The 16,336-nt window shown below is 60.0% G+C and carries 17 protein-coding genes; 10 read left to right on the top strand and 7 right to left on the bottom strand.

Annotated features, from left to right (window positions below; translation table 11 throughout):
* From BLV67_RS19085 to BLV67_RS19070, 4 genes are all read left to right on the top strand, one after another.
* A partial coding sequence (locus BLV67_RS19085) for an RHS repeat domain-containing protein (RefSeq protein WP_143039894.1) occupies positions 1-1,311 on the top strand: 1,311 nt, incomplete at its 5' end.
* A complete protein-coding gene (locus BLV67_RS19080) occupies positions 1,308-1,688 on the top strand; it encodes a hypothetical protein (protein WP_069785845.1) in 381 nt (126 codons plus the stop codon). The genes BLV67_RS19085 and BLV67_RS19080, both read left to right, overlap by 4 nt.
* Positions 1,689-1,713: 25 nt before the next feature.
* Positions 1,714-1,998: a hypothetical protein gene (locus BLV67_RS19075; protein ID WP_056857877.1), complete on the top strand. Its 285-nt coding sequence runs from the start codon at positions 1,714-1,716 to the stop codon at positions 1,996-1,998.
* Positions 1,992-2,408, top strand: a complete 417-nt coding sequence (locus BLV67_RS19070; protein ID WP_069785846.1) for a hypothetical protein — start codon at positions 1,992-1,994, stop codon at positions 2,406-2,408. The genes BLV67_RS19075 and BLV67_RS19070 overlap by 7 nt, the downstream gene beginning before the upstream one ends.
* Before the next feature lie 241 nt (positions 2,409-2,649).
* Here BLV67_RS19070 and BLV67_RS19065 read toward each other — a convergent pair whose 3' ends face one another.
* The 5 genes from BLV67_RS19065 to BLV67_RS19045 all read right to left on the bottom strand — a co-directional run bounded on the left by BLV67_RS19065 (position 2,650) and on the right by BLV67_RS19045 (position 6,826).
* Positions 2,650-3,879 carry a M20/M25/M40 family metallo-hydrolase gene (locus BLV67_RS19065; protein ID WP_069785847.1) on the bottom strand — a complete coding sequence of 410 codons (1,230 nt, stop codon included), beginning with the start codon at positions 3,877-3,879 and terminating at the stop codon, positions 2,650-2,652.
* A gap of 47 nt (positions 3,880-3,926) precedes the next feature.
* Positions 3,927-4,985 carry a diguanylate cyclase gene (locus BLV67_RS19060; protein ID WP_065911088.1) on the bottom strand — a complete coding sequence of 353 codons (1,059 nt, stop codon included), beginning with the start codon at positions 4,983-4,985 and terminating at the stop codon, positions 3,927-3,929.
* 80 nt (positions 4,986-5,065) lie between these two features.
* Complete coding sequence (locus BLV67_RS19055; protein WP_069785848.1) at positions 5,066-5,698, bottom strand: LysE family translocator; 633 nt, start codon at positions 5,696-5,698, stop codon at positions 5,066-5,068.
* A 66-nt stretch (positions 5,699-5,764) separates the two neighbouring features.
* The gene (locus BLV67_RS19050; RefSeq protein ID WP_069785849.1) at positions 5,765-6,634 is read right to left on the bottom strand and encodes a sugar phosphate isomerase/epimerase family protein; all 870 of its coding nucleotides are present in this window, start codon (positions 6,632-6,634) and stop codon (positions 5,765-5,767) included.
* A gap of 27 nt (positions 6,635-6,661) precedes the next feature.
* The gene (locus BLV67_RS19045; protein ID WP_016968943.1) at positions 6,662-6,826 is read right to left on the bottom strand and encodes a rubredoxin; all 165 of its coding nucleotides are present in this window, start codon (positions 6,824-6,826) and stop codon (positions 6,662-6,664) included.
* A gap of 158 nt (positions 6,827-6,984) precedes the next feature.
* On the opposite strand from BLV67_RS19045, the gene BLV67_RS19040 reads away from it, so the two are divergent.
* The 4 genes from BLV67_RS19040 to BLV67_RS19025 all read left to right on the top strand — a co-directional run bounded on the left by BLV67_RS19040 (position 6,985) and on the right by BLV67_RS19025 (position 11,839).
* A complete protein-coding gene (locus BLV67_RS19040; protein WP_069785850.1) occupies positions 6,985-8,394 on the top strand; it encodes an aminotransferase-like domain-containing protein in 1,410 nt (469 codons plus the stop codon).
* A gap of 117 nt (positions 8,395-8,511) precedes the next feature.
* Positions 8,512-9,252: a response regulator gene (locus BLV67_RS19035; protein ID WP_056857883.1), complete on the top strand. Its 741-nt coding sequence runs from the start codon at positions 8,512-8,514 to the stop codon at positions 9,250-9,252.
* Positions 9,249-10,556 (top strand): ATP-binding protein, encoded by a 1,308-nt coding sequence (locus BLV67_RS19030; RefSeq protein WP_069785851.1) that lies wholly within the window; start codon positions 9,249-9,251, stop codon positions 10,554-10,556. Before BLV67_RS19035 ends, BLV67_RS19030 begins: the two co-directional genes overlap by 4 nt.
* Before the next feature lie 200 nt (positions 10,557-10,756).
* On the top strand, positions 10,757-11,839 hold the full coding sequence (locus tag BLV67_RS19025; RefSeq protein ID WP_069785852.1) for an LLM class flavin-dependent oxidoreductase: 1,083 nt from the start codon (positions 10,757-10,759) through the stop codon (positions 11,837-11,839).
* Positions 11,840-11,929: 90 nt separating this feature from the next.
* Here BLV67_RS19025 and BLV67_RS19020 read toward each other — a convergent pair whose 3' ends face one another.
* Together BLV67_RS19020 and BLV67_RS19015 are read right to left on the bottom strand one after the other, a co-directional pair.
* Complete coding sequence (locus tag BLV67_RS19020) at positions 11,930-12,724, bottom strand: class II aldolase/adducin family protein (RefSeq protein WP_065911077.1); 795 nt, start codon at positions 12,722-12,724, stop codon at positions 11,930-11,932.
* A 253-nt stretch (positions 12,725-12,977) separates the two neighbouring features.
* Positions 12,978-13,883: a LysR family transcriptional regulator gene (locus BLV67_RS19015; protein WP_065911076.1), complete on the bottom strand. Its 906-nt coding sequence runs from the start codon at positions 13,881-13,883 to the stop codon at positions 12,978-12,980.
* A 217-nt stretch (positions 13,884-14,100) separates the two neighbouring features.
* Here BLV67_RS19015 and BLV67_RS19010 point away from each other — a divergent pair, with 217 nt between their 5' ends.
* A complete protein-coding gene (locus BLV67_RS19010) occupies positions 14,101-14,712 on the top strand; it encodes a cysteine dioxygenase family protein (RefSeq protein ID WP_069785853.1) in 612 nt (203 codons plus the stop codon).
* The gene (locus BLV67_RS19005) at positions 14,709-16,292 is read left to right on the top strand and encodes a rhodanese-related sulfurtransferase (protein ID WP_069785854.1); all 1,584 of its coding nucleotides are present in this window, start codon (positions 14,709-14,711) and stop codon (positions 16,290-16,292) included. The genes BLV67_RS19010 and BLV67_RS19005 overlap by 4 nt, the downstream gene beginning before the upstream one ends.
* Positions 16,293-16,336: the final 44 nt, after the last annotated feature.

The raw sequence follows: 16,336 nt of genomic DNA, 5'->3' as shown, positions 1-16,336 counted from the left end.
GATCACTCGCAAGACGCGCAGGAACGCTTCGGCCACGACCCCGCCGGCAACCTGCTCATGCAAGACCGCCCCGGCCCGGACATCGTGGCGGGGAACAGGTTGATGATTCAGGGCGATCATCACTACGACTACGACGCCTTCGGCAATTTGATCCGACAGCGGCGTGGCAAGAGTCATCAGCTCGTTACGGAATACCGCTACGACTGCCAGCATCGGTTGGTGGGTATTACTCAACCCAACGGGCAAACCGCCAGCTATCGCTATGACCCGTTTGGGCGGCGGATCAGCAAGACGGTGGATGGGAAAACCACGGAGTTTTTCTGGCAAGGCGACAAGCTGGTAGCTGAACACCACGCGGATCGGCATCGCAGCTATATCTACGAGCCAGACAGTTTTCGCCCGTTGGCACTGCTAGAAGGCTTTGGCCCACAAGAAACAAAGCCCTTTCACTACCAACTCGACCACCTCGGCACACCGCAGGAACTGACCAACCCCGAAGGCGAAATCGTCTGGTCCGCGCACTACCGCACCTACGGCGAAATAGCCCGCCTCGACGTAAGAAAAATCGACAACCCGCTGCGCTTTCAGGGCCAATATTTCGATGCGGAAAGCGGGCTGCACTACAACCGCCATCGCTACTACAATCCAGATATTGGTCGCTACCTGACGCCGGATCCGGTGAAGCTGGCGGGTGGGATTAATGCGTACCGGTACGTGCCGAACCCTACGGGGTGGGTGGATCCGTTAGGCTTGAATACCTGTCCCGGAACGGATGGATGCAAGCCAAACAATTCTGCTCAAAATCCGATAGCTGGGGTTGAGCACGGCGAACCCGCTTTACCGCAACTGGCACGCGCACAGCGACAAGCACGCATTAATGAGCTTGGAGAGGCCAACGCTCACCGGCGCTTATCAGAGCTGGAAAGGTCCATCCCAGGGGCGCATTTCTTGGAAAAACACGGTGCTCAAACGTTACTCGAATCTCAACTTGAGCGAGTGATTACAGCTAGAAACCCTACCACTGGGGAAATTGAAACGTTCGATAGAGGGAGGAACGCAGGACAACCTCGGCCTCCAAGCGCCGCCACACGTTTCCTGAGCCATAGAGATCAATTGAACGCTATTGATCGAGCGATTTTAATCTTCAAACTTAACGGCCGATCCCGAGCGCCTAAAGCAATGAACATGGGCAAAACAATCGGAGAAGGATATAAAAGAAAGGGACTCGAATATGGAAAACAAACCAAAGCAATCGTACATCTAAACACAGATGGAAAACCCATCACTGCTTATACGGAGTTTGACAAATGAATAAAAAACCAGACTTGGAAATCCTTCGAGGCCTATTGTTCACTTATTGTATAGAAAACACTAAAGATCTAGACAGAGAAGAAATTATAGTTTCCAAAAACATCAACAACCCAAAAGAGCTTGCAGAGCTTTTCGATGCATTGACCAAATCAGAATTTTTCTCCTACAGAGAAGACGAGCAACAATGGTTTATAGATACCCTTGAGCACTTCCTCTCTACCGACGAAAATTTCGAATCTGTTTTTTACTTATTCGATACCTACTTCGAAGATGAAATATTTGACAAAAGAGCCTTCATGATGGTGCTGCTCGAACGCCTCAAAAGCTACATGAGCGAAGCGCTCTCAGCTAAACCGATACAAGACGGCACCCACTAAACCCTACCCAAAGGCAAACCAACCTATGCAACTAAGTACTAAATTCAAAAGCCACAAAATGCAACTTGCAGCGCTGAATGAAGTCACCACAAGAACAGCCCGCAAACTGGAGCCTTTCACTGAAGAGGATTACTACGGAAACCCCATCGTCCGCATAGAACTGCAAGGCTGTGGAGAAGGCTACATTCCTAACCCAGAGGATCTGACCAACCCAGTATATGATGATGACATGAATACCATCGTTGCAAAATTCGACCGTGAAACCAAAAAACTCTACACCGTATTCCCCGTGAGTGACGACCAATGCTAAAACACCCTTTTCTAAACAAGCCTTACCAACCAAAATTTCGGCATTTTCTGTCACCCTTCGACATCTATGATCGTGAAGAAACACTGGGTGAAATATTTACAACCTACAACATCAATGATAAACGCGACAGAGAAAAACTCATCAAAAAGTACATTGTAGACAAAAGTACAGACTTAAATTATCGGCATCGAAAACTTTTAGTCGACACTTTAGGCGATGCACTTGAAGACGAAACTTATGATTTTTCGCAAGCCTTGAGCCATGCTCCTGGTTTTTACTGCTCCCTACCTTGGGGATGGAGCGATATGGAGGATCCAAGAGGTTTCTTCGAGGACATCTACAGGATGACGAATGCGTGGTGGAAAGACGACCTCCAAAAAGCCAGCCTTGAAGACCCATCAACATGGTGAAAACACCACCCCCACCACTGAAACACCCCACCACCGTGGCGAGCAGGCTTGCCCTGCGTTGGGCTGCGAAGCAGCCCCAATAGGGAAAAAAAGAGCTACTAGTCTAAACCCGTGTCGTCTGTTTTGGGGCTGCTACGCAGCCCAACGCAGGGCAAGCCTGCTCGCCACAACAAGCCTGCTCACCCAAATAATAAGTTTGCGAACAGGAAGGCTCACCTATTGAGTGAGCCCTGCAAACCTCTCACCGCTTCGACAGCTCCATAATCATCCGACTCAACAAATAAACCCGTGGCGCCACGCTCTCCACCTCGGCATATTCCTCCGGCGTATGGATATTCCCACCCACAATCCCAAACCCATCCAACGTCGGCGTCCCGACCCCAGCTGACAAGCTCGCATCCGCCGCCCCGCCGCTGCCTTCAATGGTCAATTTACGACCCAATTCGCCATAGATCCCCTGGGCAATCGCAACCAATTTGTCCGACTCCGGCGTCTGTGGCATCGGCGGCAGGCCGCGCAGCAGGCTGGTTTTCACTTCGGTGTCCGGGATTAACTTATTGGCTGACACCCGCGCCAGGTCTTTTTCGATTCGATCAAATTCTTCCGGCAGTGCCGCGCGCACGTCGGCTTTGGCGGTGGCTTGGTCAGGGATGACGTTGGTGCGGTCGCCGGCTTTGATCACGGTGAAGTTGATGGTGGTTTTCTTCTCTTCATCGCCGAGTTTGCCCAACTGCAGGATCTGGTGCGCCGCTTCCATGGCAGCGTTGCGGCCCAACTCGGGGGCGACGCCGGCGTGGGCGGCTTTGCCTTTGACTTCGACCACCGCAGTGGCGCTGCCTTTGCGCCATACCACCAGGCCGTCGGCTGGGCGGCCGGGTTCCAGGTTCAAGGTGACGTCGTGGGCCTTGGCGGTTTTGCGGATTAGTTCGGAGGCGGCTTCTGAGCCGGTTTCTTCGCTGGCGTCGAGCAGGAAGGTGATTTGCGCGTAGTCCTTGAAGCCCTGGTTTTTCAGGACTTTGAGCGCGTAGATGCCGGCGACGATGCCGCCCTTGTCATCCATCACGCCGGGGCCGTAGGCGCGGCCATCCTTGATATGAAACGGGCGCTCGGCGGCCGAGCCTTCCTTGAACACGGTGTCCATGTGCGCCATCAGCAGGATTTTGGCTTTGCCGGTGCCCTTGAGGGTGGCGATCACATGGCTGTTGTTGGCCGCTTTGTCCGGCACCAGTTCAATGCTGAAGCCGAGCTGCTTGAGTTCATCCACGGCAATGTCGCGCACTTGGGTCAGGCCCGGCTCGTAGCCAGAACCCGAGTCGATATTCACCAGGCGCTCGAGCAGTTTCAGGGCCTCGGCCTTGTACTGTTCGGCATCCGCCTGGATTTGTTTGTGGGGTTCGGCGCTGTAGGCCGGCACGGCGAAGGACAAAGCCAGCGTGGCGGCCAGAAGGGTACGGGAGAAGGTGAAGAGCATGGACCGATCCTTGTTGTTGTGGGGAGGTGCTGCGCTACCCTACCCCACTAAACCGAGCGTAACCAACTGCCTTGCACCGAACTGACGCGGTTGCGCCCGCTGCTCTTGGCCTCATACAGCGCCTGGTCGGCGTCGTTGAGCCAACTGGTGGAATCGGCGTGCGCCGGCTGGTACGGCGCCAGGCCAATGCTCAAGCTGGCGCGCAGGGTCGGGTCTTGCGCATAGGCCAGTGCACTGAAGCGGTCACGCAAAGCGTCCATCACCTCGGTGGCGCGGTTGAGCGGCATGCCTGGCAAAATCACACAGAACTCGTCGCCGCCATAGCGCCCGGCCAGGTCGGACGCGCGCAGGTTCTGGCGCAACACCTTGCTGAGTTGGCGCAGCACGATGTCGCCGGTGACATGCCCGTAGGTGTCGTTGATGGTTTTGAAATGGTCGATGTCGATCAGCGCAATGGCCGCGCCCACCTGTTCACGGCGGCAACGCTGGAACTCGATTTCCAGATGGTCCTTCCAGGCGCCGTGATTGAGCAGGCCGGACAAGCTGTCGGTGCGGCTCAAGGCCAGCAACTCGCGTTTATGGCGGGCCAGGGTCACGGCCTGGCGGTAGCAGATCCAGCCCAGCGCCAGGGGATACAGCATCAGGATCGGCAGGCACGCGTACAGTTGCGCCTCGCTGGTCACCGCGACAAACGCCGGCGCGAACACCAGCAAGGCGGCGCCGACGCCCAGCCCCTGCGCCACCCAGCCGGCGAGCATAAACCGCGGCCCGCCGATGGCGACGTTGTTCATGGTCATCATCGACAGCGTGGTCACGCTGGGCAGCGGGTTGAAGTGCATGGCACCGACCCAGAACCCGCCGCAAAACGAATCGAAGAGTAAATTACGCCGTTCGCTGTGCAGTGAGTTGCTCGCCCGGCGCGACAGCTGGTAGGCCAGATGCGGCCAGACAAAGGCGTTAATCAGCATCCAGGCCCACACCCACAGCGACGGGTGCAAGGGGTACATGCCGAAGAGCACGCAGACAAAACCGAGCGTCAGCCCCAGAAGCCGCGATTTGAACAGGCGCGAAGCGAGCGGAAGTCCATTTCCTCCGACGGCTGACATGGTGGGGTGCAATCCTGGATGAGTGCCTGGAGTCTATCAGGGTAACGTCAAAGCGCCACTACTGCTTACCTGCTAATACTTCAGTGCGAAAACCCACGCGCCAACATCAACGCAACACCCAATAGCAGCACCGCCGTGACCCGTTGCAACAGCACCCGGCGCTTGGGGTTTTCCAGTACGTGCTTGATACGCTGGCCGAAATAGCAGTACAGGCAGCCACTGGCAAACTGCAGGGTCAGAAACGTCAGCCCGAGAATGGCAATATCCGCCGCCGAGCTGTGCTCGCCTGCACCTGCAAACTGCGGGAACACGGCACTGAACATGATGATGGTCTTGGGGTTGGAAAACCCCGTGAGCAAGCCCTTGCCGAACAGACTGCGCGAGCCTTCCACCGCGCCGCCCTGCTTGATCGACACACCGCTGCTGGTCCACTGCTTGTAGGCCAGGTACAGAATATAAGCCACGCCGACAAACTGGATGGTCTGGGTAATGGCAAGGTTGCCCTTGATCAGTTCCGAGAAGCCCACGGCAAAGATCAGGATGGAAATCAGGTAGGACACACTGGCGCCGATCTGCGCCGGGATCGAACTGCGCAAGCCGTCCTTCAAGCCCAGGCTTAACAGCAACAGGGTCATGGGGCCGGGGCTGAAGGTCATGGTGGCGCAAAACAGCAGGAAGTAGAGAAACGAAGACAGCGTTAACGCACTTGTCATGGGCCAGAACCTTGGAATGAAAAAAACAACAACGGGGCGCGCCTCAAACACGCGCCCCTGGGCCTGTCAGGCGACGGCAATTTCAGTGGTCAGGGATTCGCGGTACATCAGCGCCAGGTCGGCCAGGGCAGCCTTGGCGGTCTGGTTGCGGGTTTCGAACGCCACCAGGCCCTTCCAGTTGGTTTCAACGATGGCCTGCACCACATCGGCGTAATCACAGTTGCCGTCATGAATGCCGAAGTGCTGGTCCTGCACGCCATTGTTGTTGCTGAAGGAAATGCCCTTGATCAAGTGGTGATACTTGCGCACCACTTCGGCCGGCAGGCCGTTCTCGATGTTGGCGTGGCCCGCATCCAGGAAGAAGAATACGTTGCTGTGGGCCTGCAGGCGCTCGAACACAAAGGCGTATTCGGCTTCGTGGGTGAAGATGTAGTGGAACGGCCGATAGTTGACGTAGTTGGACAGGTTTTCCAGGTAGATATCCGTGCCCTTGGCCTGCGCGTAGCTCGCCAGTTCCTGGACCGAGTTGAGGTAGTGTTCCAGCGCAACCTTTTTGGCCATCAGCACCATTTTCGGCTCGACGATGCAGCCGCCGTGGATGATCAACGGCGCGCCGAGGCGGCTGGCGATATCAATCTCTTTTTTCACGTAGTCCACCGCCGCCGCGCGGAACGCCTCGACATCACTGCCCAGCGGCGCCTTGAAGTTGCCGTGGAAGATCGGCGTGACGCCGGTGGCGGCGATTTGCGCCTGCAGGCTTTCAATGCGCGCATCGGTCCAGTCGTCGACCATCTCGCCGAACAGGCTGCCGTCGATGTACCAATGGGTGCAATCGCCCTCGATGGCGGTTTGCAGGCCTTTTTCGGCGCTGAGGTATTTCTGGTGCGCCACGCCGGTACAGAACGGTACGGTGGGGTTGATCAGTTTGCTTTCCATGGAGCGATTCCTTTCGTTGATGGAGGGTTAGAGTTCAATGGCCATGAAGTCGGCCTTGGTCACGCCGCAGTCAGGGCATGTCCAGTCTTCCGGCACCTCTTCCCAAGGAGTGCCGGCCGGGATTCCGTCCTCCGGAATACCCAATTCTTCTACGTACATAAAACCGCAGGGTGCGCACATATAAGTCTTCATGAGAATGCGAAATCCATTGCTCGCGTGTAAGAAACTTCGCCAATTACCGGCGAGATGGCGCGCAGTCTAGGGCAGCGTCATTGCACAAGGCAGGTAAAGTGGTGCCTAATCCGGCCTAACTTCACCGGTAAAAGCACCGGCAAAGACAAGGAAGGTTTATGTTTGTATCCGCCATCGCTTTTGTGGAAGGCACGCCCAAGGTGCAGCAGATCGTCGACGCCTTCAGCCAGGCCATCGAGGGCGGTGAATGGGCACCCGGCAGCAAGTTGCCGTCGGTGCGTGAGCTGACCCAGACCCTGGGCGTCAGCAAGTTCACCCTCAACGAAGCGCTGGACCGCCTGCGCGGGCGCCACCTGCTGACCTCAAGCCAGGGCCGCGGCTATTTTGTGGCGATGGAAACCGCACGCCCGGCCGCCGCGACCTGGGTCGACCTGCTGCCCCAGGACCTGCTCAGCGTGCTGCGCCGCCCGCTGGTCACCGCCAGCGGCGAGCTGCGCCCCGGTGGCGGGCACTTGCCGGAGGACTGGTTGAACGGCGAGGCCATCCGCCAGACGATGCGCAGCGTGGTGCGCGCGCCGTCACTGCGCATTGCCGGCCTGGGCACACCGGCCGGGCTGCTGCCCTTGCGCCAGGCCCTGCAACAGAAGCTGCACGGCGAGGGCTTGTCGGTGCCGGTGGAACAGATCATCACCACACCCAACACCGTGCAGGGCCTGGACATGCTCATGCGCCTGCTCGCGCGCCCCGGCGACACGGTGCTGCTCGACGCGCCGTGCTACTTCAACTTCCACGCCAACCTGGCCCTGCACGGGGTCAAAGTAGTGACCATCGAGCGGCGCCCCGACGGCTTTGACTTTGCTGCGCTCGAACAGCTGCTGGCCGAGCACCGCCCCAGCCTGTACCTGACCACCAGCGTGCTGCATAACCCCACCGGCCATTCCTTCAGCCCCGGCCAGGCGTTTCGCCTGCTGCAACTGACCCAGCAGTACCATTGCCACATCGTCGAGGACGACCTCTACGGCGACCTGCACCCCAACCCGCCGCCGCGCCTGGCCGCCCTCGCCGGGCTGGATCAGGTCACCTATCTTTCCGGGTTTTCCAAGATCCTCAGCGCCAACACCCGCGTCAGCTACGTGGTGGCCGCGCCGCAACTGGCCGCCAACCTCACCAACATGAAGCTGATGAGCGGCGGCGTGACCTCGGAGCTGTTCGAGCAAATTGTCTACCGCATGCTCAGCGAAGGCAGCTACGCCAAGCACCGCAAGCGTATGGTCCAGCGCTTGATGGAGTCCGGCGGGCGCGTCGAGCAATGGCTCAAGCGCTGCGGCTGCGAGTTGCCGATGGCGTTTGAAGGCGGGATGTTTATCTGGGCGCGCCTGCCCAAGGGCGTAAACGGTGAACTGCTGGCCCAGGAGGCGTTGAAACGCAGCCTGGTGCTGGCGCCGGGCGCGCTGTTCGGCTACGACCCGGCACACCTCAATTCGATGCGCTTCAATGTCGCCCACACGGATGAGCCGCGCGCCCAGCGGGTGTTCGAGGCACTGTTGCTCAAGGCCGTGCGCCACTGATTTTTGCTTCGCCGTGTATCTGGTCAGCGCCAGATACACTGCAATACAAAGGGCACAAGGCAAAGCCTGCGGCGATGGCTAGACTGCGGCCCAAGAGTATTTAACGAGGAAGGCAGCATGGATCATGTCGATCACATTCTGATCGTCGATGACGACCGGGAAATCCGCGAACTGGTGGGCAATTACCTGAAAAAAAACGGCATGCGCACCACCGTGGTTGCCGACGGCCGCCAGATGCGCAGCTTCCTCGATACCACGCCTGTGGACCTGATCGTGCTGGATATCATGATGCCCGGCGACGACGGCTTGCAGCTGTGCCGCGAACTGCGGGTGGGCAAGCACAAAGCCACGCCGGTGCTGATGCTCACGGCGCGCAACGATGAAACCGACCGCATCATCGGCCTGGAAATGGGCGCCGATGATTACCTGGTCAAGCCGTTCGCCGCGCGTGAACTGCTCGCGCGCATCAACGCCGTACTGCGGCGCACCCGCATGCTGCCGCCGAACCTGGTGGTGAGTGAAACCGGGCGGCTGATCCGCTTTGGCCGCTGGCGCCTGGACACCACCGCCCGCCACCTGCTCGACGAGGACGACACCCTGGTGGCCCTCAGCGGCGCCGAATACCGCCTGTTGCGGGTGTTTCTCGACCACCCGCAGCGCGTGCTCAACCGCGACCAATTGCTGAACCTGACCCAGGGGCGTGACGCCGACCTGTTCGATCGCTCCATCGACCTGCTGGTGAGCCGCTTGCGTCAACGCTTGCTGGATGACGCCCGCGAACCGGCCTATATCAAAACCGTGCGCAGCGAGGGGTATGTGTTTTCACTGCCGGTGCAAATCCTCGGGGCCGAGCAATGAAGCCATGGCGGGTTGGCTGGCCGCGCACACTGGCGTCGCAACTGTCGCTGATTTTTCTGATCAGCCTGGTGTGTGCCCATGGGTTGTCATTCAGTGCGCAGTTCTACGAGCGCTACATCAGTGCGCGCACGGTGATGCTCGGCAATCTGGAAAACGACGTGTCCACCTCGGTGGCCATCCTCGACCGCCTGCCCGCCAACGAGCGCGCCGGTTGGCTGGCGCGTCTCGACCGGCAGAACTACCGGTACCTGCTCAACGCCGGCGAGGCCGGTGAACCGATGAGCAGCCACGACGTGCCAATGGCCGCCACCGCGATTGCGGACGCCCTGGGCGAGCATTACGCCCTGACCTTTCGCGATATACCGGGCATCCAGAAACATTTCCAGGTGCACCTGACCCTGGCCGATGGCAACCCGATCACCCTCGACGTACGCCCCGCCGCCCCGCCTGTAGCCTATTGGTTGCCGGTGGTGCTGGTGCTGCAACTGGCGCTGCTGCTCGCCTGCACCTGGGTCGCGGTGCGCCTGGCCGTGCGCCCGCTGACACGCCTGGCGCGTGCGGTCGAAACCCTCGACCCGAACGCCCACCCCACGCCCCTGGACGAAACCGGCCCGAGTGAAGTCGCGCATGCCGCCGCGGCATTCAATGCCATGCAACAGCGCATTGCCGAATACCTCAAGGAACGCATGCAGATCCTCGCCGCGATTTCCCACGACCTGCAAACGCCGATCACCCGCATGAAACTGCGCGCCGAGTTTATGGATGACAGCGCCGACCGCGAAAAACTGTGGAGCGACCTGAGCGAAATGGAGCACCTGGTGCGTGAGGGCGTGGCGTATGCGCGCAGCGTTCACGGCGCTACCGAGGCCAGCCACCGCATTAACCTGGACGCCTTTCTCGACAGCCTGGTGTTTGACTATCAGGACATGCAAAAGCAGGTCAGCCTGCGCGGCAAAAGCGCGCTGATCCTCGACACCCGCCCCCACGCGCTGCGCCGCGTGCTGGTGAATCTGATGGACAACGCCCTTAAATTTGCCGGCAACGCCGAGCTGGAGGTCGGCTGCGCAATGAATGGGCAGCTGTCGATAAAGGTGTTGGACCGAGGACCGGGAATTGCCGAAGACGAGCTGGCGCAGGTGCTACAGCCGTTCTATCGGGTGGAAAGCTCACGCAATCGCGGCACCGGCGGCACCGGGCTGGGGTTGGCGATTGCCCAGCAACTGGCGGTGGCGATCGGCGGCTCGCTGACCTTGAGTAATCGGGCTGAGGGTGGCTTGTGTGCCGAGGTTCGATTGAGTCTTTAGCGCATTGCTCTGTGGCCAGCAGGCTTACTACATTGAATGCACAGCCTTAATAAAAATTACGCATGATAATTCTGTTTTTTATAATTAGGTTAGAACCAACAGGCATTTTACAGACCCCGCCACTGCCCTTACTTTTGACCCGAGTGACCGACCCCACGCCCGGAGGAGGTGTTAATCGCGCAATCGACAAGGACAGACCAATGAGCATCGAATTTATCGGCTATATCGGCGGCCATCACGCTTCCGAAATTCACCCGCGCAGCGGCCCTACCCTGCAACCGGATTACGTCGAAACCGTGGCCCGCGCCCACGAAGAAGCAGGTTTCGACCGCGCGCTGGTGGCGTTTCATTCCAACAGCCCGGACAGCACGCTGATCGCCGCGCATGCCGCCAGCGTGACCCAAAAACTGCAATTCCTGATCGCCCACCGACCCGGTTTTGCCCAACCCACCTTGGCCGCACGCCAGTTCGCGACCCTGGACGTGTTCAACGGCGGGCGCACGGCCGTGCATATCATCACCGGCGGCGACGACCGTGAACTGCGCGCCGATGGCAGCCATATCGGCAAGGACGAACGTTACGCACGCACCGATGAATACCTCAGTGTGGTGCGCCAGGAATGGACCCACGAGCAGCCTTTCGATTTCAAAGGCACCTACTACCAGGTCGAGGGTGCGCATTCGACGGTGAAGTCGCCGCAGCAGCCGCATATCCCGCTGTACTTCGGGGGTTCTTCAGCGGCCGCCATTGCGGTGGCCGGCAAGCATGCCGACGTGTATGCGCTGTGGGGCGAAACCTACGAGCAGGTGCGCGAAGTGGTGACCCAGGTGCGCGCAGAAGCGGCCAAGCACGGGCGCACGATTCGCTTCAGTTTGTCGTTGCGCCCGATCCTCGCAGAAACCGAGGAGCTGGCCTGGGCCCGTGCCGAGACGATCTTGCAGCAGGCGACCGCACTGGCCGAAAAGCAGGGTTTCGTGCGCCGCGAACCACCCAACGAAGGCTCGCGCCGCTTGCTGGCAGCGGCAGCGCAGGGTTCGCGCCTGGACAAGCGCCTGTGGACCGGGATCGCCGGGTTGCTGGGCGCCCAGGGCAACTCCACTTCATTGGTCGGCACCGCCGAACAAGTCGCGCAGGCGTTGCTGGACTACTACGACCTGGGTATCACCACCTTCCTGATACGCGGGTTCGACCCGCTCAACGACGCAATCGACTATGGCAAGCGGCTGATCCCACTGACCCGCCAGCTGGTCGCCGAGCGTGAACAGGCCAAACAGGTCGCCTAACTAAAGAACACCACACAACCCATGTGGGAGCTGATCAACTGTGGGAGCTGGCTTGCCAGCTCCCACAGGAGTCTGGCGTCGAGCATGGGTTCAGTTTTTGTAATCGGTATCCGTACGCTCCAACTGCCGAATCAACGCATTCCAATGCCGCGCCACACCCGGCCCTGCGCCATTGCTGAACACCTTGGCCTGCTCCTCCACCTTGGCCACCACCTCTGCCGGCGGGAAGATAAGCTCGGCATTGCCGCCCGCCTGCGCCGCGATCTGGATAGTGCACGCGCGCTCCAGCCCTTGCAGTTGCTGGAAGGCGTGCTCCACGCTGATGCCAGCAGTCAACAGCCCATGGTTGCGCAAAATCATCACACTCTTGTCGCCCAGGTCAGCCACCAAGCGCTCGCGCTCATCCAGGTCCAGCGCCACGCCTTCATAACCGTGGTAGGCCACGCGCCCGGAGAACGCAATGGCGTGCTGGGAGATCGGCAGCAGGCCATCCTTCTGCGCCGACACCGCAATGCCGTCACGCGTATGGGTGTGCAGCACCGCTTGCAGGTCATGGCGCGCGCCGTGGATGGCGCTGTGGATCACGTAACCTGCGTAGTTGATACCCAGGCCGGTCGGGTCGTCGACAATCGTGCCGTCGAGGTCGACCTTGACCAGGTTGGAGGCGTTGATTTCATCGAACAGCAGCCCGTAGGCGTTGATCAGGAAATGCTCATCCGGCCCCGGCACACGGGCGGAGAAGTGCGTGTAGATGTGGTCGGTCCACTTATACAGCGCCGCCAGTCGATAGGCCGCCGCCAGCTTGACGCGCACCTCCCACTCTTCTGGCGTGACGCGCTGGCGGACGTTGCTGGAAACACTGGAAAGCGAGGTGACGCTGCTCATGGCAAAACTTCCTGGATGGCCTTAAGGACTTCCAGTCAGCCTAGGGGATGGACAAAAATAATAAAAATCACATTTTAATCTAAGCTAATTATTATTATTTTTTATAAAAAAAACCGACTACCACATAGATAGTTCCCACGCTCCGCGTGGGAATTCAGCCCTGGACGCTCCGCGTCCCAAAGCGTGACGCAGAGCGGCACAGGAGGCATTCCCACGCAGAGCGTGGGAACGATCAGTCTGCAGCCCCCCAGGCTCACGCAGCATTGCGGAGCTTGTGTAAAGAGGCCGCCACCAGCGTCCCGAACGCATCCACCGGCCCTTGCAGGTTGCCCAGAAAGTGCGGGTAGATCAGCCACAAATCCATCACCGGCTTGAAGTCCTTGAGCGGCACCACCGCCAGTTGCTCAAGGTGCGCACTGCGCTCCAGCAGCGGGCGTGGCACCAGCCCCAGGCCCAGGCCGTCCGCCACCAGGCCCAGTTGCAGCTCGGTACCGAAGGTTTCCAGGTTCACCCGCAACGCCAGGCCCTGGTCGGACAAGGTGCGCTGCAAGCCGGCACGGAACCCACAGCCATCCGGGTTGAGAATCCAGCCGCCCTGGTACACATCGGCCAACTTGCAGGGCTTTTTCGGCAACTGTGCCTTGGCACACACCACCACCAACTCCATCTTGCCGATGGACTCACCGACGATATTGTCCGGGAAGATCTTGCCCGCCGGGAACAACGCCACCGCCGCATCCAGCTCGCCGCGCTCGATCTTGCCGACCAGTTGGCTGCCCCACCCCGTGGCGACCTGGGCGCGCAAGTCGGGGTATTCGCTGCGCAGATGCTTGAGTGCATCCAGCAGCACCACATCGCCGATGGTCTGCGGCACGCCCAGGCGCAACACGCCGGTGGGCGGTGCATCGGTGGCTACCAGCTCACGCAGGGCATCCATCTCGCGCAGGATCAGCCGGCATTGTTCATACACCCGCGTGCCGATCAACGTAGGTTTGAGCGGCTTGGTGTTGCGGTCGAACAGCTCCACGCCCAGCGCCTGCTCGAAGTTCTGCACGCGGCGGGTGATGGCCGGCTGAGTCAATTGCAACGACTCGGCGGCGTGGCTGATGGACTGGCAACGAATCACTTCGACAAAGGCATCGATATCGTCAATTTTCATTTGGGCCGCACATAGAGAACAGTCATTAAGATGTGTGGCAAGCATAGTTGCCACACGGCTGCCTGGATAGCCTGCGCTGTGATCGATAACGTCTAACGCTATTCAGACCGGTTCTAAATTACCTGAAGCTATAAGCTAATCATTAAAAAATAGCATATTAACTATCAACATTATGCTTATATAAACCCATCACGCCATCCCCATAACCGGAATTGCCATGACCCAGTCCCGACACCCCGAAAGACTCAGAGCCTTTATTGGCGCCCTGGCGGAACTGATCGACGGCAACCCACGCGAAGGCGACCTGTTGCACCGTGGCGGCAAGCTGTTGGCGCAACTGGTCAGCCATGACGACTGGCTGCCCGACGAGTACGCCCAACCCGACCCCGAGCGCTACCAGCAGTTTTTGCTGCATGCCGATTCGCGCCAGCGTTTCAGCATCGTCAGCTTTGTGTGGGGGCCGGACCAGCGCACGCCGATTCACGACCATCGGGTGTGGGGCCTGATCGGCATGTTGCGCGGTGCGGAGTTTTCCCAGGGTTTTGAACGGGCGCCCGATGGCAGCCTGGTGGCCAAAGGCACACCGGTTCAACTGCTGCCCGGCCAGGTTGAGGCGGTGTCGCCCAAAGTCGGTGATATCCATCAAGTCAGCAATGCCCACAGCGACCAGGTGTCGATCAGCATTCACGTGTACGGCGCCAATATTGGTGCCGTGCGCCGCGCGGTGTACCAGCCCGACGGCAGCGAGAAGCTGTTTATCTCCGGTTATTCCAACGCCTACCTCCCGAACCTCTGGGATTTGTCCAAAGAAAAGAGCCCTGCCCTATGACCACCGTATCGAACCGCAGCTTCGCCCAGATTCGCCAGGCCCTGTTGGGTCGTGAAGAAGTCGCCTTGGTCGACGTGCGCGAAGAAGCGCCCTTTGCCGAGTCGCACCCGCTGTTCGCTGCGAATATCCCGTTGTCCAAGCTGGAGCTGGAGGTGTATGCGCGCATTCCCCGTCGCGATACCCAAGTGACGGTCTACGACAATGGCGAAGGGTTGGCCGAACGTGCCGCCGCGCGCCTGATTGCGTTGGGCTACACCCAGGTCAGCCTGCTCGAAGGCGGCCTGGACGGTTGGGGCCGCGCCGGTGGCGAGCTGTTTATCGACGTCAACGTGCCGAGCAAAGCCTTCGGTGAGTTGGTGGAGAGCGAGCGCCACACGCCGTCTTTGGCCGCCGAAGAAGTGCAGGCCCTGCTCGACAGCCAGGCCGATGTGGTGGTGCTCGACGCGCGCCGCTTCGACGAATACCAGACCATGAGCATTCCCACCGGCATCAGCGTGCCGGGTGCCGAACTGGTGCTGCGCGCCCGTGAACTGGCGCCGGACCCGGCCACCCGCATCATCGTCAACTGCGCCGGGCGCACCCGCAGCATTATCGGCACGCAGTCGCTGATCAACTCAGGCATCGCCAACCCGGTGTCGGCACTGCGCAACGGCACCATCGGCTGGACCCTGGCCGGGCAGAAACTCGCCCATGGCCAAGCGCGCCGCTTTGCACCGACCTCGGAAGAACACCGTCAAATCGCCGCCGCAGACGCACGTCGCGTCGCCGACAAAGCACGCGTCGGCCGCGCCACACTTAACGACCTGCAACGCTGGCAGCAGGAGCCGACCCGCACCACCTACCTGTTCGATGTACGCACGCCGGAAGAATTCGAAGCCGGCCATTTGCCGGGCGCACGCTCCACACCCGGCGGGCAATTGGTGCAGGAAACCGACCATGTGGCCAGCGTGCGCGGAGCGCGCCTGGTGCTGGCCGATGACGACGGCGTGCGGGCCAATATGTCCGCCTCATGGCTCGCGCAACTGGGCTGGGAGGTGTACGTGCTGGACGACCTGCAAGCGGCGAACTTCAGCGAACAAGGCGCGTGGGTCGTGCCGGTGCCGGCGCCCTTGCAGGCCGAACTGATCAGCCCCCACACCCTGGCCGAATGGCTAACCCATGGCGACACGGCGGTGCTGGATTTCACCCCCAGCGTCAACTACGTCAAACGTCATATCCCCGGTGCCTTCTGGGTCTTGCGTGCGCAGTTGCCACAGGCCCTGGCCAAGGTGCCGCCCGCCGAACGTTATGTGCTGACCTGCGGCACCAGCCAACTGGCGCGCCTGGCGGTCGCCGACGTCGAAGCCATCACCGGCAAGCCGGTGTTCCTGTTGCAGGGGGGCACGCTTAACTGGATCGCCGAGAAGCTACCGCTGGAAGAAGGCGAAACCCATCTCGCGTCACCGCGTATCGACCGCTATCGCCGCCCGTACGAAGGCACCGACAGCCCGAAGGAAGCCATGCAGGCGTATCTGGACTGGGAATTCGGCCTGGTCGACCAGTTGGCACGCGATGGCACCCACGGTTTCTACGTGATCTGAACCACCTTCACGCCTGCCCCACACCGGGGCAGGCCGCACCGACC

This window comes from Pseudomonas salomonii (genome assembly GCF_900107155.1).
Lineage (GTDB): Bacteria > Pseudomonadota > Gammaproteobacteria > Pseudomonadales > Pseudomonadaceae > Aquipseudomonas > Aquipseudomonas salomonii.
This window is presented reverse-complemented; position numbering and strand designations above follow the sequence as displayed.